Raw genomic sequence first — 18,278 nt, 5'->3', positions numbered from 1 at the left:
GTTGTTCTCGAGACCGCTCTTGCTCTCGCCATTCCCTGCAACAGACGTCATCTCGGCACACCAGTCAACTCTCGCACTACGGCTAGCGGAGCCTTCGCATGAATCTCATGCGCACCTGAGAGAGGCCGCCCGAAGGCGGCCTCTCCGTTTTAACACTTGCTACTGACAGCAAGTGCCGCCATCACAACACGCAGGGTCTCCGCAGCAGACGTGAAACGTTGCGGCAGAAGCCGACAGAGACGAGAGCATAACTGCTGCAAATACCAACGATAGGACTTTGATCTTCATAAAATCTCCTTTAGGTTTTTCGGCAAGGAACGACACGACCACAGATAAGAACGGGCCATGAAATGCGCGCAGGCATAGAGAATCTCTCTAAACTCGCAGATCGTCCTTAAGCTGAAAAACCGTCGGATGATATCGCAATCCCTGAGTAAGTTCATGCAGAGCCACGTGGGGCGGAAGGGCCGCTCCGGTGTGGAGAACACACTCAGAACGTGGTGTGAAACGGACTTCCTCCGATTTGCTCTCTTGTTTTTCCGCTGCTGTGATGGACGCCTGACACGCCGGACAAGATACAGGCGCATTGTTCACAGGTAGTGGGCAGCAGGGAGAGTGGTCCGGCTCACATAGTGGGAACTTTGCAGAGAGATGCTCGGCAAAAGATGCGCTCGTGATCCAAAGGCATGCGAGGAGAAGCGCAAACGTTCGACGAAGCTGGCGACTCGGACTCACAGATTAACTGTATCCCATTTTTCTTCTACCTCGAGTCCGTCAGTGTCCGAACTTGCCGATAACCCGACTTGCGGGAACTACGGGATTACTTCCGGATTGGGAGCAATGGACCGACTCTAGGACCGAACCATATTGTTCGGCCTATGATCCACAGTGAAAGCCATGGACCACCTTACGGACGAGACCATTCAAACCATCGAGCGACTCCACTCAGCGTGGATGGAGCTTGAAGTGGCTGGGGAGGCACAAGGCTTGCTGGCTTGCTGCGCCGAGGATATCGAGTTACGTCCTCCGGATGGGCCGTCGGTGTATGGCCGCGATGCGGTTCTCGCGTACTTAGAAGAGGGAACTGCTCAGATTCACTCGATCGAGATATCTGACCGCCGCCTTTGCGGATCAAACGAAAGTGTGTCTCTGACTGCGAACTATAGAACCACGTTTTCTCTGGCGGGAGACCCCTCCCCCAGGCAGGCAGCGGGAAGCCACAGATGGGAACTGCGGAAACAAGTGGGTCTATGGCTAGTCTTGCTTGTGAGCTGGTCATCGTCGGCCACGACTGATCAACCTGAGCGACAGACACCCTCTCCACTTGATCCAGCCTCAACCGACTGAATAGTCACATTGCCGATAACCCGACCTTCAGGGAACTGCCTAAGCCCATGGTCCATAGTGTAGATGTACTAAGCACATTTCCGAGGACCGATAACCTTGGGCGCGTTCGTAAGCAGGTGTTGGGCAAAACCGTGCGAGCGCCGCGAGCGTAACTTTCGTGGCAAGGTTTTCATGGGGCTCAAGCAAATTTCGGTAATTAGAAACCTCAACACATCTACTCTGATAAGCCTACCTTGGCTCCGCTTGATGCTCTCCGAGTTCCTCTAGCTTCCGCCTGGCGTTGCTGTTGGATGGGTCTTTCTCCAACGACTTCTTGTAGCAGTCGGTAGCTAGCTGTTTCTGACCGGATCTCATGTAAGCCTCGCCGAGGCTGTCATAGGTGTTCCCTGAGTCGGGATAGTTCTTCACGTTCAATTTGAAGATGTCTATTGCTTCGGGGAGGTGGCCGTCGGCCATGAGTTCGTAGCCCCAGTTGTTGACTGCAGATTCATCGAGCTTGAAGTCTGGGGATTCTTCCGTATGGCTGCATAGATATCTTCGACGTGATCGAAGCCCTGCTGACCCAGTTCAGCACGAAAAGATTCCAGAGTTGCTGGCATGCCTTTTGCCGGGCGGTAGGTTGTGGAGAGGAAGTGTTCGGGCGCGCCGTTTTCAGCAGGTGTTTTCTTAATCCATTCCTTTGCCGCCGCGTCGTGTTTCAGATAGGCGTCGAGAAAATGAAGCGTGTAGCGGGCGATCCAAGCGTAACCGGCGATTCCGTCCTCGCGACCATAGTCAGCTATCTGTTCTTCGTGAAAACTCTTCCATACATCCTCGTTCCGCTGATACATCGAACTGTGTTCGACGTGCACTAGCCCCAACATATGCACTAGGACGAGATCACCGTGTGTCCACGCGTTGAGGACACTGGGACCTCTGTTCGCATCGCTGTTCAGGTATCGGGACTCGTCTTCGAGCGTCATTCCTCCCTGGGTGAAAAATAAAAGAGGAATCGTCATCTGCTCGGGGATGCACCTCGCCTTGCTTCACCAGTCCGGGGTAATAACGCATACTGCCGTCAAGGGCTACTAGGCGTCGATACGGTTGTCTTGCGCAGCGGCGAAGAGGTTGGAGATGCCGCCCCAGCTAAATCCCGCCACAGCGATGGCGGACATGTCAGTGTTGGTCAAGGTTTGTGCATAACCGATGAGAAAAGAGATGTCGCGCGCCTGGGCGATGATACCGGCGAGATCGCCCGTCATCTCGCGTGTCGATGCTCCCATGTCCGGGCTGGCGATGACGACATAGCCGTTGCTGGCGAGGTATTCGCACAGGTCGGCGTTCTCCCAGGACATTGCGGAGAAGCTGGGTGCGTAAATCACGACGGGAAAACGCCCAGCTAGGGCTGGGGCATCGCGCACCGCCCACATAGGCATGGCGAGCGTGGGCTTGATGCCGTCGAGCCACTTCTGATGGGCAATGGACAGATTCGGCTTGTCGAAGCTTGTCTCCGTAGCCGCGAGATTGCCGTAATCGCCGACGGTCATCGATTTCAAAGCAGTTTTTCGGCTGGATACCAGATGAGCGTCTGCAGGGGGCGAGCTCGCTCGCCTTTATAGGGCTTTCCTAGATCGTCAGACTGGGACTGATATGTGCGGGAGTAATCGTATTGCTGGACCACCTTGAGGCCCACAAGTTGAGGTCCGGGCTTCTCTATGAACCGAAATGTAGGTGCGCTTTGAGCCGGTGCGGCGACCGAAATTGCTACAACCACCAATGCACCGATAATCAAGCGAGTAATTTCGCTCATCCAACAACCTCTTAAAGGACCTACTTTGCGCCGCAATGGCGGGAGTATAGCACCGCTAAGATGCTCAATCGCCTTCTATCAGCACAAGCGCCGTGGGCTAACTCCTACAAGGGATTTTGTGGGAATTGAGCAGCTAAGGACTGCGATATTGACGGAGTTCTCGGAAACTTCATTCTTGAACTTGCCGCAAACACTGACTTTCCGGGAACGGGGTTTCGTCTAACGCCTAGGTATACTAAGCTCAAAGTCCTTCATGGCTGTCTTTGCTGAAGATTCACCTTTTGCTCATTGTTAGGCCCGGTCGGCGACGTTGCCCCTTCGGAATGTGTAGAGCCCTCTGCCACAGTGATAGGTCCGAACTGTAATTTTGCAACGCTGTTTAGGAGCCCCATGCTGAAAGTAGCTGCATCTCTTAACTCGCTTTTCGCTTCGTCACTTTTGACTTGGCGTCGCGGCATTTTGATCGGCGCGCGGCGATCAAGCCGCTTGGTGATGCTCCGGTCGGGATGCATCCAGCTTCTCACCGCCACCCTGGTACTGCTCGTGATGACAGCCTGCAGCGGAGGAGGAGGAAGTAGCAACTCTGCTCAAAGCCCCACCATCACGAAGCAGCCCGCGAATCAGGCTGTAACTGTGGGACAAACTGCGACGTTCAGCGTTACCGCCACAGGAACCGCGCCGCTCACTTATCAGTGGTTCGACAACGGAGCAGCGATTGCAGGAGCCACTTCGAGTACGTACACCACTGCTGCGACGGTGATCGCAGACAATAGCTCGAAGTTCACGGTCACTGTATCCAATGCTGCAGGATCGACCACTAGCAATCCTGCGACGCTTACGACAATGATTGGCTTGCCAATGATTACGACGCAGCCGTCGAGCGTGAATGTTTGCAACAGCGCCTCGATAACGCTATCTGTAGTAGCACTCAACGCAAGTACCTACCAGTGGTCTTTTAACGGATCGCCGATTGCCGGCGCCACCAGCTCGAGCTACTTCATCGCTAGCGCCACTGCAACCAATGCCGGCAGCTACACCGTCACGGTTACAAATGCTGCGGGCAGCGTCACCTCACAAGCGGCCACGGTGCTGGTGGGAACGTCTCTTGCGTCGAATCCTGTAAGCCTTTCGATCGCACAAGGCCAGACCGCCACATTCTCCGTTGCGGCTGCGGGAGACGCTCCCTTTAGCTACCAGTGGTACCTCACCGCTCCCGGCGGTTCGACTGGAGTTGCGATCGCTGGTGCCACCTCAAGCACCTATACGACCCCGGTAGAGGGACTTAGTTCCAGCGGCTCGCAATACTACGTCACCGTGACGGACGCCTGCGCGACCGTTCTTACCAGCACCTCCGCTACCCTCACCGTCACTCCAGGCAATGTGCCCCCCACAATCACCACGGCACCTGTCAGCCAAACCGTAGCCATTGGCAGCACCCCAACATTGACCGTGACCGCTGTTGGACCTCCCACGCTCACCTACCAGTGGTATCGCATTCCGGCGGGAAGCAACACCGGCACCGCGATCACGGGTGCAACCGCGGCCGCTTACACTGTGCCGGCTGCAGATACTACCGCCACCAACGACCAGGATGCCTACTACGTCATCGTATCGAACAGTTACGGGCAGGCCACCTCTCCAATCGCCATTCTTGTGATTGGTAATGGAATCCAGATCACGAAGCAGCCTGTAACCGCATACGTCAGCGCCGGAGGATCGGCTACGTTCTCGGTAACGGCTACTTCTGCCCTCCCTCTGACGTATCAATGGTTCGAGGCCGCGCCCGGAACCTCCAGCTTCTCCGCGATCTCAGGCGCAACGAGTGCGACCTATACCCAGCCTTCGACGGCAACCACCGATTCTGGCTCGGTCTTTCATGTGGTCGTCAGTAACGGATCTTCTGCTTCTGTAACCAGCGGTCCAGCTTCACTCTTCGTTGGAGCTCTTCCAGCTATCGGCAGTCTTTGCTCCGGTTGGCTCCCGAATGGCAGTGCGCTACCACCTTCCGCTTCCTGCACCGCTCAACTTACCGGGGCTACGACTTTTCAAAGCGGTCAGATCGTTTGGCCTAACCTCATCTCTACCGGCAACCTTCAAGTCAGTTTCACTTTCACGACCAGTAATTCGAGCCCAACTCCAGCAGACGGCTACACCATGACTTTGGCCGACCCCTCTCGCGGAGCAACGACCACCAGTGCCGGAATGGACGGAGGCGGGCTGGGAGCTGAGGGAATTCCCGGAGTCGTGGTCGCCTTCGATGACTATCATGATCTCAACGATCCACCTGTTCCTTACGTCGCAGTGGGTAGAGGAGAGGTCAGTCAATGGGAAAATCCGTACTTCATCGTCAATACAAATGTCCCTCCACTCGCCACCGCCACAGCTACGGTGTCGCATAACTATGTCGTCTCAATCGTGCAGGGAATGACGACTGTCACGATGGATGGGCTGCAGCTTTTTTCCGGCAGCGTCAACGTTCCTCCCGTCGCCTACCTCTACTTCACCGCATCTACCGGCGACAACTTTGAACAGGCAGTCATCAGCAACGTATCGGTCACAGTCACTGCACCGTCAAACTAGCGGACGGGGGGAATCCAAAGATGGCGGGTGAGCCATTCACCAGCGCAACCAATATCTCGTGTGCCTCATTTTGTACCAAACGTTGCCGTCCGGCGTTCTGACTGGAATGTCGTCATGGTGATCTTCGGGACAGAGGGGTAGGGACTTACGCAATTCAGGCTCGAGCGCGAAGTTCGTCGCAAGAGCGCCGGACTTCTCACCCACACAGTGGATGCCAACACCGCAGCTCTGTTCCTGCTCGTCTCCAAGTATGGCTCACGGACGTCCTTGCTCCGGGCCGGGCCGTGCTCCGCCCCTCTTGTGTCGCCTCCCAGACCCCTGAGAAGCTCAAGCAGGCTCCTGCCGGCCCCAAGGGGGCTGTTCGTCTACGGAGAAACCTCGGTGAGCTTTATGTGGCGGGATTAAAGTTGGCGTGATCCATGACCTTTCAAAACCAGGTGCATACAAGAGTCGCATCGATCGTTACGACGAATCGGATATAACGCCGGGACAGAAACCGGCCATTTACCTATCGTTCACTCAACCCGGCTGACAATCTTCGAGAATCGTTTAGCAGGTTCCTGAAAATTGGCCGAGTGAACATCCCTGGAAACGGGGTTGTGGGAAACTTCAAATATTGGCTTTTTGCTCTCGCCATTCTCTCCACAGTCTGTCAATTCGACGCACTAATCGAGTCCCGAATCCCCGCCAGCGGAGCCTTCGCATTCAACACCACACCATTATTCGGCCCAGCACTCACACCCAGCTCCTTCCATAACGCCGGCAGATCTACATCCACCGGCTTCTCGCTCCACTTCGCATACATATCCGTCAAAACAGTCGTCCCCGTTGCGTGATCCCCGATCTGCAGTACACGCGACAGCGGCCAGTCCTTATCGATCCCACCCCCGCTATCGACAACCGCGCGCAGAGCATCTCGAAGCCCCTTCTTGTCGTTCGTCTGACGTCGGATCGAAACATCCGCCATGAGACAAAACATCGCCCCACCCCAGTACGTCCGTCCCCAGGTCGGCGTCTTGTTCATCCCCCGATCCCCACGCTCCGGCTCGCCATTGTGCATCTCGTGCAAAAACTCCGCCCACACCCTCGCCTCGGTCAGCCTGCCCGTCCCCGCGCGCGCAATCGGTTCGATGTACGTCGCCAGCCCCTCTTCCATCCAATGTTGATCATCCGGAAGATCCGGCAACGCCGTATGCACAAGCTCATGCGTCATAACCCAGTCATCCTTAAGGTCGTCTCTGGTCGCATGCTGCGCCAAACGAATCCGTGTCAGAGCAGGAAAGCCCCCCATATCTCCCCACGTAGTACCGTGAATCGAATCGGACTCGCCAGCGATCGGTTCAATCACCACCCGCGCCCGCGCCACCGGAAATCTGCCGTAGTACACCGCCACCGAATGCGCCGACGCCTGCACCCACGAGACAATGTCCGAGTGCGACAGATCAAGGTCTCCCGCCGCAAAGTCGACCTGAATCATGCTTCCGCCCTCCACAAAACTATGCGAAGCGACGATCTGCTCCCTCGAGTGTCGGCTTTGCGCACAACCGACGCAGCAAGGCCAGACAAACGTCAGGTACACACACATCAGTATAGTAGTCCGTCCCCCCAAACATCTCATTCCAACCTCAAACCGGACTCTGCCCGTTCACTCGATCTTCTAATAGGACTCTCCCGCGGTCGAAACCGTTACACCAAACCCGCAGCTGTCCCGCCGGACGAGCCCACTGCGCGTGGGGCGGTCACTTCGTGACTTGTTTACCCCTTCGGTTGGCGCTCCCGTTGGTCGCGAACAAAGATAATTCCGACCAACGGGAGGACAACGCGAAGCTTTAAAAAGGCGTGCGAACGCCCGCACTTCGCGCAGGAGGCCCGTCCGGCAGGACAGCTTCTAGCGGGATGCATGATCCCCTCCCCAACATGCTAAAATCACAAGGTCGCGCAAGCCCGCAACCGATCGTAGGCACACGCAAAATCAACACCGAGGTAGTCCATGTCCGGCCACTCAAAATGGGCGACAATTAAGCACAAAAAGGGCGCAACAGACGCCAAACGCGGCAAGATCTTCACCCGCCTCATCAAAGAAATCACCATCGCCGCCAAGACCGGCGGAGGCGATCCCGACGGCAACCCCCGCCTCCGTGGCGCCATCGCCGCTGCCAAAGCCGAGAACATGCCCGCCGACAACATCAAGCGCGCCATCCAGCGCGGTACCGGCGAACTCGAAGGCGTCAGCTACGAAGAGATCACCTACGAGGGCTACGGACCCGGCGGTGTAGCCCTCATCGTCGACGTTCTCACCGACAACAAGAACCGCGCTGTCAGCGAGATCCGCCACGCATTCTCCAAGAACGGCGGAAACCTCGGCGAATCGAACTCCGTCTCCTGGATGTTCACCAAGAAGGGCGTCATCACCGTAGCCAAATCGACCGCGTCCGAAGACAAGCTCACCGAAATCGTCCTCGACGCCGGCGCCGAAGACCTCTCCGACGAAGGCGAAAATTGGGAAGTCCTCTGCGACCCCAAGGACTTCGAAGCCGTCACCGAAGCCCTCAAGGCCGCAAAGATCACCCCCGAACACGCCGAGGTCACCAAGATCGCCTCAACCTACACTAAACTTGAAGGCAGTCAGGCCAACGCCATGATCCGTCTCCTCGAGACCATCGAAGATCTGGACGACACCCAAAATGTTTACTCCAACTTCGACTTCGACGAAGCTGCGGTAGCCAACGCCAGCCACTAAGCAACAACGGTAGCTAAGCCCCAAACGGCCGCCGTTCAACGGCGGCCTTCTTCTGCCACCAACACCGGAGACCTAAGTGATCAAGCAACTCGCACGCATTGGCGCGACCACCCTCTGGGCCCTCGCCCTCCTGCTCGCCGCTACTCGCCCCTCCTCCGGCCAGGCAATCGTCACCAACGAGAACAACCCGTTCCTCGATCCCAAGGGCCATCAGCCCCTCGAGATCGGAGCCATCGTCCAGGGCGGCTTCGGCGTCACGGAAAACCGCGACGACTTCAAGTTCCTCATGGCAGGCGTCCACGCCGGCAAGGTCCTCACCGGCAACATGGGCCACGGTCCCCTCCGCGGCAACTTCGAATACGCCGTCGAAGCCTTCCCCTTCTGGCAGTCCTACACACCAAAATTCCAGCGTCCCTTCTGCACCAACCCACCCGGCACTCCTCCGCAGTGCACCCCCTTCTACACCGTAGGGGGCACCTTTACCGGAGCCTCCGTCACCCCAATCATCCTTCGCTGGAACGTCATCGGCACCAAAAAATTCTCCTTCTGGGGCCAGGCAGCCGGCGGCCTCCTCTGGACCAACCACAAGTACCCAGCCTTCGGCGGACCACCCTACAACTCACAAAACGACGGCAAATACGCCGACGCCAGCGTCTTCAACTTCACCCCGCAAGGCGGCATCGGCTTCCACTACTTCCTCCGCCCCCGTCGCTCCATCGACTTCAGCGCCAACGGCGTCCACATCTCCAGCGCCTCCCTCGGAGACCGCAATCCCGGCGTCAACGCCAGCGTTCAGTTCTCCCTCGGCTACACCTGGTGGAAATAACTCTTACAATAAGCCGCGAATCGCGCACGAGCAGTAGCTGAAATGAATCCAGAAGCCATCATCGAGTGCGTCCCCAACTTCTCTGAAGGCACCGACGTCGCCAAAGTCGAAAAGATCGTCGCCGCCACGCAGGTCGAAGGCGTGCGCCTGCTCGACTGGTCCCTCGACACCGCACACAATCGCTCCATCGTTACCCTCGCCGGCTCACCCGCCGGCATCGTCGAAGCCGCCGTCCGCGCCGCAGGCAAAGCAGCCGAGCTCATCGACCTCACGACGCAAAACGGCGTCCATCCTCGCATCGGTGCAGCCGACGTCATCCCCTTCATCCCCGTCAGCGGAGCCTCCCTCGCCGACTGTGCCGTCCTCGCCCGCCAAGCCGGCCTCCTCATCTGGCGCCGCTACGGCATCCCCGTATACCTCTACGGAGCAGCCGCCGCCCGCCCCGATCGCGTCCTCCTCGAAGACGTTCGTCGCGGCCAATTCGAAGGCCTCCGCGACGCAGCCCTCCGCGACGCCACCCGTCGTCCCGACATCGGCGGCCCCGAACTCCACGAAACCGCCGGAGCCTCCGCCGTCGGAGCCCGCAGCTTCCTCATCGCCTACAGCGTCCACCTCCAGCAGCCCGACATCGCCGCCGCCCGAGCCATCGCCCGGGACGTCCGCGCCGCAAACGGTGGCCTCCACGGCGTCAAAGCCATTGCTGTCCTCGCCAACGGCCGCGCCCAGGTCAGCATGAACGTCACCGACTTCCGAATCACCCCCATGCGCCACGTCCACGCCACCGTCCAGCACCTCGCCCAGCGCCACGGCGTCCTCATCGAAGAAGCCGAGCTCATCGGCCTCATCCCCGAAGCCGCCTATGAGCCCGATTCCGATTGGGTTCGTCAAATAAGCGGCTTCGATCCGGACGGAAAGGTATTAGAGCGCAGGCTTCACTCCCCAATCGCGTGGCCTAAGCACTAACTCTTCCAAAACCACCGCATCTACCACGAAAGTAGCAAGCTTGCTAACAGAACTCGTCTCATCCAGTCTTGCAACCAGCGCGTATTCACGGAACAATGGTGGTATTGCAGCTACACTGCTAGTAGCTCAAGGAGCAAAAGGATTTATGAACACAACCAAGCGCACTCTCTTCACCGCAGCCGTAGTCATGGCGACCATGTTGGCCCCCACCTTCGCCTCCGCTGCCCAGCTCTCCAGCGACGCCAAGTCCGCCACTCCCAAGGAAGTTCAGCAGCTCATCGTCGTCGACTATCGCGCCATGCAGAACTCCCCCGCTGCCATGGATCTCAAAGACCGCGTCCTCCCGCCCGAGCTCAAGCGCCTTGAGACTGCGCTCAAGAGCTCCGGCCTCAAAGTCGACCAGGACGCCGACGTCCTCGCCTTCGCGGCCTTCCGCGATTCCAAGGGTGAGGGAACCCGTATCGTAGGCATCGCCCAGGGCCAGTTCCACACCCGCGAAGTCATGGCCAACTTCACCAAGAACAAGATCAAGCCCACCATGATCCGCAACAACAGCGTCTATCCCATGGGCTCCAACGGCATGAGCGTCGTCTTCCTCAACCAGACCACCATGGTCTTCGGCGACAAGGAATCCGTAAAGGAAGCAATGGACGCGCGAGACGGTATCACCTCGAACTTCCTCGCGAACAGCGACATGGTCAACGAGATGGCAGTCGTAGACACCAAGGCAGTCTGGAGTCTCCTCGACGCCAAGGGCACACAGACCATGATGAAGAGCGTCCTCGGCGACGCCTCTCAACTCGCCGACTACGACACCGTCAAGAACCGCATGAAGAGCAGCCGTTACACAATGGACTTCCAGAACGGCGTCAAGTTCGATATGGCCGTCGTCATGTCCGACACACTCACTGCCGCAACCGCTGCCACCTTGATGAAGGGCGTCTCGATCCTCCGCAAGAACTCAGGCACACCGCTTGAGAAATCGGCTCTCGACCAGACCACCATCGACTCCAACGCAGGCACTCTGACCGTCTCCTACTCCTCCTCCGACAGCCAGTTCGCCAGCCTCCTCACCTCGCCGCTCTTCCAATCCGTAGTCAAGTAAGCACAGCTGAAAGCAATCGGACTCACCCACAAAAAAGCCCGGCCACCGCATCAAGCGAGGCCGGGCTTTTTCTTTCCTGTGGCACGAAGACGTTGTCATCCTGAGCCGCTCTACAAGCCAGCCAGCGGCCGGTTCAACTCCGTCTGCCACTTGGACGGATCCGGCCCTACCTCCGTGCCCGTAAGATATCTCTCCCAAAGATCGGCCCCCGTCTTATACCCGCTCTTCACGATCCACGCCTCCAACTCACCCCATCCAGCACCAAGGCCCGAGTAGTCGCCGTGATACACCGTCCTCGCCACCTTCATCGTAGGCCACACTCCGGTCTGCACACGGCCCGACGCCTTAATTGGTGCGGCTACCGGCACACCGATCTCGAAATCAAACGTGTCCTTCGGAGCTCGCAGGTGATGGGTAAACCACGGCCCGGCCTCCGCCACTCCCTGCGCAGCCACAGCAGCCTTCACCTCGTTCAACCCCGGAATCATAACCTTCTGTATCTCCGAAGCCGGAACCGTGAGATGAAGAAGTGCCACAGGCTGCGTATCTGTCTCAACAATCCGCGGTGTCTCGATCATGATGTCTTCTCCTCGTTATTTTGTTTCCGTCACACTGCTTTTTCTCGTTCAAAAGGCATGCGGCTATCACGCGAACGCATAGCACCGACGTTGTTATTCGATCGTGTCGCTCTATCGCTTTCTGCTTGCTAAGGATTCAAATCAAAAGCCGGCCGCAAACTGCCATCCATATAAAACGGCACCGACGTATGGGAGTGTGTGATCTTCCACTGACCCGCGTCCCGCTTCAAATGAAGAGTGGAGCGCATCCAGAAGCTGACCAGTCGCGCTCCCATCTTCGAGGTGGCGTTCATGTGCATGAAGCCATGACAGAACGCAACATCGCCGCTGACCGTCACCTCAAAATCACGCGCTTCGATCTCCACCGGCCCATCCCAGGAATCAAACCACGCCTGCTTCTCGCGGAGATCGATTCCATGATGAGTGAGCGGCGGAGCCAGATTGTAGTCGGCCGCATCTGCCGCGAACAACGCCGCAAATCCGGCAGCATCTTTGTCATGATTCGCCTTGCGGAGTTGATCGATCACCGCCAGAACTTCGGCCTGATCCTTCGAAACATCATTCTGTATCGCTACTGTCGCCATCGTGGTTCTCCTCTCTGATTAGCTGCGCGGCCCCTTTGCTGCATCGTCAAAACACACGCCAGTCCTATCGGATAGGCACCCACACCTCGATATCGCCCTCGCCGATCTTTGGATCAAAGCCCTCACCATAACGCTCAAAGAAACCAGCCGGCCCAAGCCCGAGCGAGTAACGCGACTTGGGCAGCCAATCGTGCTCAATCGCATAGCACGTCTCCTGAAGCTTTGTGATGTGACCCCGATGTGCAAAAACCGCATACCGCTGCGAAGGCATCTTTACAGTGTTCAACTCCGAAGGAACTCCCTCAGAGCTTTGCACCTCTACTGCCGCCATATAGTCGAAGCCGTCCGGCAAAGGAAAACAAACCCCATATGCCACCTGGCCCACTTGTCCCGGGACCTTATCGATGTAAGGTACAAAACGCTGCCAAAGCTCCGGAATCTTTCCCATCGTTGCTACCGTGTAGTTGCCTCGCAAACCTGCCAACAGCATCGGTTTTCCATCCTCGAACCGCGGCGCTTCCAACAACCCCTCAAATGCTTCATCTCCTCGCTGTGGCGGTACCTCTGTCATTTCGAACGCTCCTTGGATCGGATTGAGAGAACAACATCTCAATATACCGATGGAGATGATCAATGCAATCAACTGCTATCTCGGATCCGCTCTTCGCCTTCGCAAGAATGAAAGCTCCCTGCAACGTAGCCTGCGTGTAAAGCGCGAGACTCTGCGCCGTCCACTCCCCCTCAACGCCGTATTTCCGAATAGCCTCTTCGATGTCTGCCTCAATGGTCGCCGCGTGGCTACTGATGCTCCTGTTGCAGGCCTCCCGAATATCCGGGTTGGTATCGTAGACCTCCTGCACCATCGTTCCCACCAGACAGGTAAAGTCCGCCAGTTCTCCCCGCAAAATCTCCTTGCGAAAATCCACATACGCCAGAACGCGATCTAGTGGATCGGCCAGCTGCCGGTAGGGCGCCGATCGAAACAAACCGCTGGTCACCTCTTCCCAGTGCTCGGCCGCCGCCAGTGCTAGATTTTCCTTGCTCTTGAAGTGATGAAAGAAGCTGCCCTTGGTCAATCCGGCCGCGGCGCACACATCCTCAATTCGAGTGGCCGTATAGCCTTTGACTCGGATTACATGCATCGCCGCATTCAGAAACTTCGTCTTCGATTCGTGCCGCGCGTCGATCATGTAGGTAGGTCCCATGGTTGGCAGCTACAATACCAACCAGTTGGTATGTTGTCAACGTAAGATTTTCCCACGCCGATCGCATCCGCCAACGCCAGACTCACACGAGACCGCGAAAACCCTCAGCAACCAGGCGAGCCCCCGACACGGACGTAACTTGCAGATGAAAAGCAGCCATACCGCCCCGCTGCGCTCTAGTCGCACCACGTTTTCTACTGATCGCCAAAAGCTGTCAAGTCCTCTTTTTCGTCAAGTGTCGATTTATCAATAGGATAGACGTGGCGTATTAGTTCCAACCCAACAGCTATACTGGATATGTCTCAGAGTAAAAGGGGTTCTCCTTTTTCGACCTTCTGGTCGGAGAAACCCGTAAGTCCTTTGACTGGAAGAATTTGCACGTAACCCCTTTGATATGAGTAATTTGCGAGCAATTATACGCTGTAAGTCGTTCATTCAAAGCAATTTACGCGCGTTGTACCAGGGGGGGGGTACCCTCCCTAGAACGCAAGAACAACGCCAAATACATTGCCCTGAAACGAATACTTTCGGCTGAATTTGGTTCCAAACTTCGCCTGATACCCCTCAAGCCCATCCCGAGTGACGGCTGGCGTTGAAATCGTGCAGTTCGAGTCTGGAGAGGCAAGCTTGCTCTTCCAACCGCCGGCGATCATGTTGCAAAGTTCTCCGATCGCATCATCCACCATCGGATCATGCGGCTCTGAAGGGGTTCCCAGCAACGCCTCAGCAGTCACCGAAGCGGTAGCCTGGCTCGCGTACAAAAGGCACTCGCCATCCACGCCACCGGTAAATTGAATCCTCGCTACGATCCGCCCCTCCACCGTATCAACCTCACCCTCCAACGGGTCGCAGCTCCTCTCCAGCATCGTCTCGAAAACCTCCGCGACCGCTGAATCCAGCCGAGTCACTGCCTCATCCTGCGCGTTTGACACAATCGTCCTCTTCCCACTCCCGGTTTTTATTCCGCAACAACTCGAGCAACTCTCAACCAACTAAGATTCACCAGATTCCAAGACTCGAAGGACCGAACTGAAAGATCCAATCCGAACGATCAGCAATAACGTTCTACGCAGCCCGCAACAGAGGAAGCACGCGCGCTTTCACTTGCTCGGCCGTGAACGGCTTGCAGATATAGCCTTGAGCACCCGCAGCAATCGCTCGTAGCACGAAGCTCTCATTGCCTTCCGTCGTAATCATCACGACAGGAACACCCTGCGCGAGATTCTCCTGCTTCCGAGCCTCCAGAAACTGCAGTCCATCCATCACTGGCATGTTGATGTCACTCAGGATCAACGCCAGCGCACCGGAACCTTGATTGTCTCGAAGAGTCTGCAACGCCTCCTCCCCATTCGAAGCCTGCAACACCTCGCTGAGCTCGAGGCCCGCCTGCCGCAACGCTCGCTCGATAACCTTCCTCATCACTGCCGAATCATCAATAATTAGAGCTCGCACCGACCCTCCCAACGCTTCTTCTGGTCTGACTGCTGTATCGGCAGATCAACAGCAATCTTGAACGATCGTCTCCTTAGCACCTTCTAACGATCGCCTCCGAAACTTCGGCCACCGAACTGCATAAGCTCGTGGCATGGACAGCGGACTCTACGCAGCATATACAGGACTCCTGGCTCGCACCCAAGCGCTCGACACCGCAGCCAACAATCTAGCCAACGCAGGAACCTCTGGCTTTCGCGCCCAGCGCGACTACTTCAGTGGGGTTCTAGCAGGTGGCGTCGATCAAGATCCCGAGACAGCATCGCAGGTCGGCCAATCTGTAAACGGCTTCGGAGTCTTGGGGGGAAATCGACTTGATCTCGGACAAGGAGAACTGAAAGCCACCGGCAATCCGCTGGATCTCGCCTTAGAAGGTCAGGGATTCTTCGCTGTACAGACCGCCAACGGCATTCGGTACACGAGAGATGGAGCGTTCTCCCGCTCCGCAAAGGGGATCCTTCAGACAAGTCAGGGAGAGCCGGTGCTCGATGCCAATCTCAAGCCCATCACTATTCCCACCGGGAACATCTACGTCTCACCCGATGGGAGCATCTCGGCCTCTACAGCGGACGGCAGTGTGATCGTAGGTAAGGTCGGAGCCTTCGATTTTTCGGATAGATCAGTTCTCACCGCTGAGGGCTCTAACCGATTTTCCGCGAATGGGGCAAAGCCTATTGCCGCGAGCGTCTCGGTAGAACAAGGTTCGGTAGAAGGAGCCAACGAAGATGCCGTTCACGGCACAATGCAGCTCGTGCTGGTGCAACGACAAGCAGAGATGATGCAAAAAGCATTGAGCGTATTCAATAACGACTTTGATAAGACGGCGTCAGAGGATCTTCCTCGAGTCTGACAAAAGGTCCATACTTTCAGAGTTCTCTACAGGAAAAGGAGCTTGAAATGATTCGTGCATTGTATACAGCCGCAAGCGGAATGAGTGCCCAGCAGACAAATCTGGACACCATCGCAAACAACCTGGCCAACTCAGGGACCGCGGGTTTCAGACAGCGTCAGGTGCAATTCGAGGACATGATTTATCAAAACTTGGTCACTCCTGGTTCCGCCGAGACTCAACAGACTCTTTCAGCCGGTTTGCAAGTGGGTCTGGGCACCAAGACAGCCGCGAGCGAAGTGATTATGACGCAGGGTGATCCCAACAATACAGGGAACCCATACGATCTTGAGATTCAAGGCGCTGGGTTTTTCCAGGTTTCACTCCCGGATGGAACCATCGCCTACACGCGAGCTGGGAACTTTCATTTGAATAGCCAGGGCACGATTGTGACCTCAGCTGGGGACACGATCTTGCCCGCAATCACAATTCCGTCTAACGCGACTAATGTTGTGATATCTCAATATGGCGTTGTGACGGCAACTCTTCCCGGACAGACAAACGCTGCTCAGCTTGGCACGATTCAGCTTGCAACTTTTCCTAATACAGGAGGGCTAAGCTCAATCGGCAGTAATTTGCTGCAACAGACAGCATCCTCGGGCAACCCCATCACCGATACTCCCGGAGGGACAAGCGGGATAGGAACGTTGCAGCAAGGGTATCTAGAAAACTCAAATGTTGATGTCGTAGCAGAGTTTGTACAAATGATTCTGGCGCAACGTGCCTACGAGAGCAACTCCAAAGTCATACATGTCGCCGACGACATGTACTCGCAGATTAACGGCCTTGTTAGGTAAGGTGACTATGTTGATTGTCTTTTCAAAGTTCAAAAAGATTAGCGGAAGATCCTTCCTTACCCTTTCCGGAATATGTCTCGCCCATACCGCTCTCGCAGCTTGCTATGCAACACCACTTACGGCGATTGCCGCAGCCTCCGTTACTTCGTCGTCTTCGATATCGGAGAAACGTGGTTATCGAGTGGAGGGGATCCAGTCGGACCCTGTGCTAAGGCAGACCTGGGCCATGGTACTTCGTTGCGATCATCCAGAATGGCCAGCGGTTGCCGTCCCACTGCGTGATTCAACCCTGCCGCCAGGAGCCAGACTGCAGGAAAGTGCAAAGAATATTACGCAATCTGTTGTAATTCGCGCCGGCGAGATTGTGAGGGTGTGGAGGCAAGAGACATCTCTGCGGATTGAAGTCGCCGGAATCTCAGAAGGGAATGGCGGATTGGGTGACCTTATAAAAGTCCGACTAATTCGTAGAAATACCGATGACCAGTCTATAGATGAGCAATTCTCCGGTATTGTTCGAGGGCCGTCTGATGTGGAGATGAAACCATGAGAGAAATTCGACGGACAAAGTTAGCTCACAGTTCGATTCAACTGCCACCACCTAACAAGATCAGGAATCTTACGAATCGACCTTTATGGGTGTTACTCGACAACAGTGAGTTAGGTTGTTTTGCGCCGATAATAGTTGCCGCTTTGCTTGTGTTTTCGACATTACCGTCGCAGGCACAAACCGAGGCGATCCATAAATTGATTGAGCCAAAACCTAATGTGGCTGCCGCGTCTTTATCCTCGTATCTGGAAAGGGTACGCGCGGAAAACTCCAACGTTCAGCCTGCACCGGGATCAATCTGGACTGACAATGGAAGGCTCACCCGCATCAATACGGACGTGCGGGCCATGCGACCACATGATCTGATCTCGGTTGTGGTCTCCGAGAGCCTGGCAGCGTCGACGGACGGTACTGTGAAAAACTCGCGAGCGTCCAACGCGAGTTCTTCCATTTCAGGCCTAATCGGCACATTGCGTGCCGGGAACGCACTTCAGAATTTAATCAACCAAACATCATCATCGGGACTCAACGCGCAGGGAACAAGTGCAACTAATTCGAGCCTGAGCACTACGTTTGGAGGCCAAGTGATAGAGGTCCTTTCAAATGGGATGCTTGTGATCGAGGCGGCTCGGCAGGTTGAGTTTAGCCAGCAGACGCAGACGATTATTTTGAGGGGGCTCGTCCGTCCTGAAGATATCTCTCAACAAAATCAGGTTCTGTCGACGGCCATTTCTAGCCTTGAGCTTGAGGTGCGTGGCAAGGGAATTATCAACGACTACACGCATCGCCAGAACGCCCTTGTCCGTCTCCTACAAAAAGTGTTGATCTTCTAATGAG

The 18,278-nt window shown here is 56.3% G+C and carries 21 protein-coding genes; 10 read left to right on the top strand and 11 right to left on the bottom strand.

Translation table 11 applies throughout. From position 1 onward, the window contains the following. Nucleotides 1-897: 897 nt before the first annotated feature. Nucleotides 898-1,347, top strand: a complete 450-nt coding sequence (locus RBB76_RS24630; RefSeq protein WP_429633679.1) for a YybH family protein — start codon at nucleotides 898-900, stop codon at nucleotides 1,345-1,347. Between the two features lie 228 nt (nucleotides 1,348-1,575). On the opposite strand, the gene RBB76_RS24625 is transcribed toward RBB76_RS24630, so the two are convergent. From RBB76_RS24625 to RBB76_RS24610, 4 genes are all read right to left on the bottom strand, one after another. Then, nucleotides 1,576-1,803, bottom strand: coding sequence for a tetratricopeptide repeat protein (locus RBB76_RS24625; protein ID WP_429633677.1), 228 nt, complete (start codon nucleotides 1,801-1,803; stop codon nucleotides 1,576-1,578). After that, entirely contained in the window at nucleotides 1,773-2,345 is a 573-nt protein-coding gene (locus RBB76_RS24620) for a hypothetical protein (protein ID WP_429633675.1), read from the bottom strand. Before RBB76_RS24620 ends, RBB76_RS24625 begins: the two co-directional genes overlap by 31 nt. A gap of 69 nt (nucleotides 2,346-2,414) precedes the next feature. Further along, nucleotides 2,415-2,873 carry a hypothetical protein gene (locus tag RBB76_RS24615; protein WP_429633965.1) on the bottom strand — a complete coding sequence of 153 codons (459 nt, stop codon included), beginning with the start codon at nucleotides 2,871-2,873 and terminating at the stop codon, nucleotides 2,415-2,417. Nucleotides 2,874-2,878: 5 nt separating this feature from the next. Then, nucleotides 2,879-3,136 carry a hypothetical protein gene (locus RBB76_RS24610; RefSeq protein WP_429633673.1) on the bottom strand — a complete coding sequence of 86 codons (258 nt, stop codon included), beginning with the start codon at nucleotides 3,134-3,136 and terminating at the stop codon, nucleotides 2,879-2,881. Nucleotides 3,137-3,526: 390 nt separating this feature from the next. On the opposite strand from RBB76_RS24610, the gene RBB76_RS24605 reads away from it, so the two are divergent. Next, nucleotides 3,527-5,716: an immunoglobulin domain-containing protein gene (locus tag RBB76_RS24605; RefSeq protein WP_429633671.1), complete on the top strand. Its 2,190-nt coding sequence runs from the start codon at nucleotides 3,527-3,529 to the stop codon at nucleotides 5,714-5,716. A 652-nt stretch (nucleotides 5,717-6,368) separates the two neighbouring features. Here RBB76_RS24605 and RBB76_RS24600 read toward each other — a convergent pair. Beyond that, nucleotides 6,369-7,193, bottom strand: coding sequence for a hypothetical protein (locus tag RBB76_RS24600; RefSeq protein WP_429633670.1), 825 nt, complete (start codon nucleotides 7,191-7,193; stop codon nucleotides 6,369-6,371). Nucleotides 7,194-7,706: 513 nt separating this feature from the next. Between RBB76_RS24600 and RBB76_RS24595 the strand changes: the two genes are divergently transcribed. The 4 genes from RBB76_RS24595 to RBB76_RS24580 all read left to right on the top strand — a co-directional run bounded on the left by RBB76_RS24595 (nucleotide 7,707) and on the right by RBB76_RS24580 (nucleotide 11,350). Beyond that, nucleotides 7,707-8,456, top strand: coding sequence for a YebC/PmpR family DNA-binding transcriptional regulator (locus RBB76_RS24595; RefSeq protein WP_183980918.1), 750 nt, complete (start codon nucleotides 7,707-7,709; stop codon nucleotides 8,454-8,456). 76 nt (nucleotides 8,457-8,532) lie between these two features. Then, nucleotides 8,533-9,282 carry an acyloxyacyl hydrolase gene (locus RBB76_RS24590; protein ID WP_429633668.1) on the top strand — a complete coding sequence of 250 codons (750 nt, stop codon included), beginning with the start codon at nucleotides 8,533-8,535 and terminating at the stop codon, nucleotides 9,280-9,282. A gap of 42 nt (nucleotides 9,283-9,324) precedes the next feature. Beyond that, nucleotides 9,325-10,245: a glutamate formimidoyltransferase gene (gene ftcD / locus RBB76_RS24585; RefSeq protein ID WP_429633666.1), complete on the top strand. Its 921-nt coding sequence runs from the start codon at nucleotides 9,325-9,327 to the stop codon at nucleotides 10,243-10,245. Between the two features lie 145 nt (nucleotides 10,246-10,390). Next, nucleotides 10,391-11,350 carry a hypothetical protein gene (locus RBB76_RS24580; RefSeq protein ID WP_429633664.1) on the top strand — a complete coding sequence of 320 codons (960 nt, stop codon included), beginning with the start codon at nucleotides 10,391-10,393 and terminating at the stop codon, nucleotides 11,348-11,350. A gap of 110 nt (nucleotides 11,351-11,460) precedes the next feature. On the opposite strand, the gene RBB76_RS24575 is transcribed toward RBB76_RS24580, so the two are convergent. The 6 genes from RBB76_RS24575 to RBB76_RS24550 all read right to left on the bottom strand — a co-directional run bounded on the left by RBB76_RS24575 (nucleotide 11,461) and on the right by RBB76_RS24550 (nucleotide 15,169). After that, complete coding sequence (locus tag RBB76_RS24575; protein WP_429633662.1) at nucleotides 11,461-11,928, bottom strand: GyrI-like domain-containing protein; 468 nt, start codon at nucleotides 11,926-11,928, stop codon at nucleotides 11,461-11,463. Between the two features lie 128 nt (nucleotides 11,929-12,056). Next, nucleotides 12,057-12,512, bottom strand: coding sequence for a nuclear transport factor 2 family protein (locus RBB76_RS24570; RefSeq protein ID WP_429633660.1), 456 nt, complete (start codon nucleotides 12,510-12,512; stop codon nucleotides 12,057-12,059). A gap of 64 nt (nucleotides 12,513-12,576) precedes the next feature. Then, nucleotides 12,577-13,083 carry a GyrI-like domain-containing protein gene (locus tag RBB76_RS24565; protein ID WP_429633658.1) on the bottom strand — a complete coding sequence of 169 codons (507 nt, stop codon included), beginning with the start codon at nucleotides 13,081-13,083 and terminating at the stop codon, nucleotides 12,577-12,579. Continuing rightward, entirely contained in the window at nucleotides 13,052-13,717 is a 666-nt protein-coding gene (locus RBB76_RS24560; RefSeq protein WP_429633656.1) for a TetR/AcrR family transcriptional regulator, read from the bottom strand. The genes RBB76_RS24565 and RBB76_RS24560 overlap by 32 nt, the downstream gene beginning before the upstream one ends. Nucleotides 13,718-14,196: 479 nt before the next feature. Continuing rightward, nucleotides 14,197-14,649 carry a chemotaxis protein CheX gene (locus RBB76_RS24555; RefSeq protein WP_429633654.1) on the bottom strand — a complete coding sequence of 151 codons (453 nt, stop codon included), beginning with the start codon at nucleotides 14,647-14,649 and terminating at the stop codon, nucleotides 14,197-14,199. 133 nt (nucleotides 14,650-14,782) lie between these two features. After that, complete coding sequence (locus RBB76_RS24550; protein ID WP_183980910.1) at nucleotides 14,783-15,169, bottom strand: response regulator; 387 nt, start codon at nucleotides 15,167-15,169, stop codon at nucleotides 14,783-14,785. 133 nt (nucleotides 15,170-15,302) lie between these two features. Between RBB76_RS24550 and RBB76_RS24545 the strand changes: the two genes are divergently transcribed. Genes RBB76_RS24545 through RBB76_RS24530 form a run of 4 tightly spaced genes read left to right on the top strand, consistent with a single transcriptional unit; the run spans nucleotide 15,303 to nucleotide 18,274 of the window. After that, nucleotides 15,303-16,058 carry a flagellar hook-basal body protein gene (locus tag RBB76_RS24545; protein WP_429633652.1) on the top strand — a complete coding sequence of 252 codons (756 nt, stop codon included), beginning with the start codon at nucleotides 15,303-15,305 and terminating at the stop codon, nucleotides 16,056-16,058. Between the two features lie 47 nt (nucleotides 16,059-16,105). Next, nucleotides 16,106-16,894 carry a flagellar basal-body rod protein FlgG gene (flgG, locus tag RBB76_RS24540; RefSeq protein ID WP_183980908.1) on the top strand — a complete coding sequence of 263 codons (789 nt, stop codon included), beginning with the start codon at nucleotides 16,106-16,108 and terminating at the stop codon, nucleotides 16,892-16,894. Continuing rightward, nucleotides 16,848-17,441 carry a flagella basal body P-ring formation protein FlgA gene (locus RBB76_RS24535; protein WP_429633650.1) on the top strand — a complete coding sequence of 198 codons (594 nt, stop codon included), beginning with the start codon at nucleotides 16,848-16,850 and terminating at the stop codon, nucleotides 17,439-17,441. The genes flgG and RBB76_RS24535 overlap by 47 nt, the downstream gene beginning before the upstream one ends. Then, the gene (locus RBB76_RS24530; RefSeq protein ID WP_429633648.1) at nucleotides 17,438-18,274 is read left to right on the top strand and encodes a flagellar basal body L-ring protein FlgH; all 837 of its coding nucleotides are present in this window, start codon (nucleotides 17,438-17,440) and stop codon (nucleotides 18,272-18,274) included. The genes RBB76_RS24535 and RBB76_RS24530 overlap by 4 nt, the downstream gene beginning before the upstream one ends. Nucleotides 18,275-18,278 lie beyond the last annotated feature (4 nt).

This window comes from Tunturiibacter psychrotolerans (genome assembly GCF_051013365.1).
Lineage (GTDB): Bacteria > Acidobacteriota > Terriglobia > Terriglobales > Acidobacteriaceae > Edaphobacter > Edaphobacter psychrotolerans_A.
This window is presented reverse-complemented; position numbering and strand designations above follow the sequence as displayed.

Coding starts and splice junctions, on each gene's coding strand:
- RBB76_RS24630 (WP_429633679.1), top strand. CDS start 898: ATGGACCACCTTACGGACGAGACCATTCAAACCATCGAGCGACTCCAC.
- RBB76_RS24625 (WP_429633677.1), bottom strand. CDS start 1,803: ATGGCCGACGGCCACCTCCCCGAAGCAATAGACATCTTCAAATTGAAC.
- RBB76_RS24620 (WP_429633675.1), bottom strand. CDS start 2,345: ATGACGATTCCTCTTTTATTTTTCACCCAGGGAGGAATGACGCTCGAA.
- RBB76_RS24615 (WP_429633965.1), bottom strand. CDS start 2,873: ATGACCGTCGGCGATTACGGCAATCTCGCGGCTACGGAGACAAGCTTC.
- RBB76_RS24610 (WP_429633673.1), bottom strand. CDS start 3,136: ATGAGCGAAATTACTCGCTTGATTATCGGTGCATTGGTGGTTGTAGCA.
- RBB76_RS24605 (WP_429633671.1), top strand. CDS start 3,527: ATGCTGAAAGTAGCTGCATCTCTTAACTCGCTTTTCGCTTCGTCACTT.
- RBB76_RS24600 (WP_429633670.1), bottom strand. CDS start 7,193: ATGATTCAGGTCGACTTTGCGGCGGGAGACCTTGATCTGTCGCACTCG.
- RBB76_RS24595 (WP_183980918.1), top strand. CDS start 7,707: ATGTCCGGCCACTCAAAATGGGCGACAATTAAGCACAAAAAGGGCGCA.
- ftcD (WP_429633666.1), top strand. CDS start 9,325: ATGAATCCAGAAGCCATCATCGAGTGCGTCCCCAACTTCTCTGAAGGC.
- RBB76_RS24580 (WP_429633664.1), top strand. CDS start 10,391: ATGAACACAACCAAGCGCACTCTCTTCACCGCAGCCGTAGTCATGGCG.
- RBB76_RS24575 (WP_429633662.1), bottom strand. CDS start 11,928: ATGATCGAGACACCGCGGATTGTTGAGACAGATACGCAGCCTGTGGCA.
- RBB76_RS24570 (WP_429633660.1), bottom strand. CDS start 12,512: ATGGCGACAGTAGCGATACAGAATGATGTTTCGAAGGATCAGGCCGAA.
- RBB76_RS24565 (WP_429633658.1), bottom strand. CDS start 13,083: ATGACAGAGGTACCGCCACAGCGAGGAGATGAAGCATTTGAGGGGTTG.
- RBB76_RS24560 (WP_429633656.1), bottom strand. CDS start 13,717: ATGGGACCTACCTACATGATCGACGCGCGGCACGAATCGAAGACGAAG.
- RBB76_RS24545 (WP_429633652.1), top strand. CDS start 15,303: ATGGACAGCGGACTCTACGCAGCATATACAGGACTCCTGGCTCGCACC.
- flgG (WP_183980908.1), top strand. CDS start 16,106: ATGATTCGTGCATTGTATACAGCCGCAAGCGGAATGAGTGCCCAGCAG.
- RBB76_RS24535 (WP_429633650.1), top strand. CDS start 16,848: ATGTCGCCGACGACATGTACTCGCAGATTAACGGCCTTGTTAGGTAAG.
- RBB76_RS24530 (WP_429633648.1), top strand. CDS start 17,438: ATGAGAGAAATTCGACGGACAAAGTTAGCTCACAGTTCGATTCAACTG.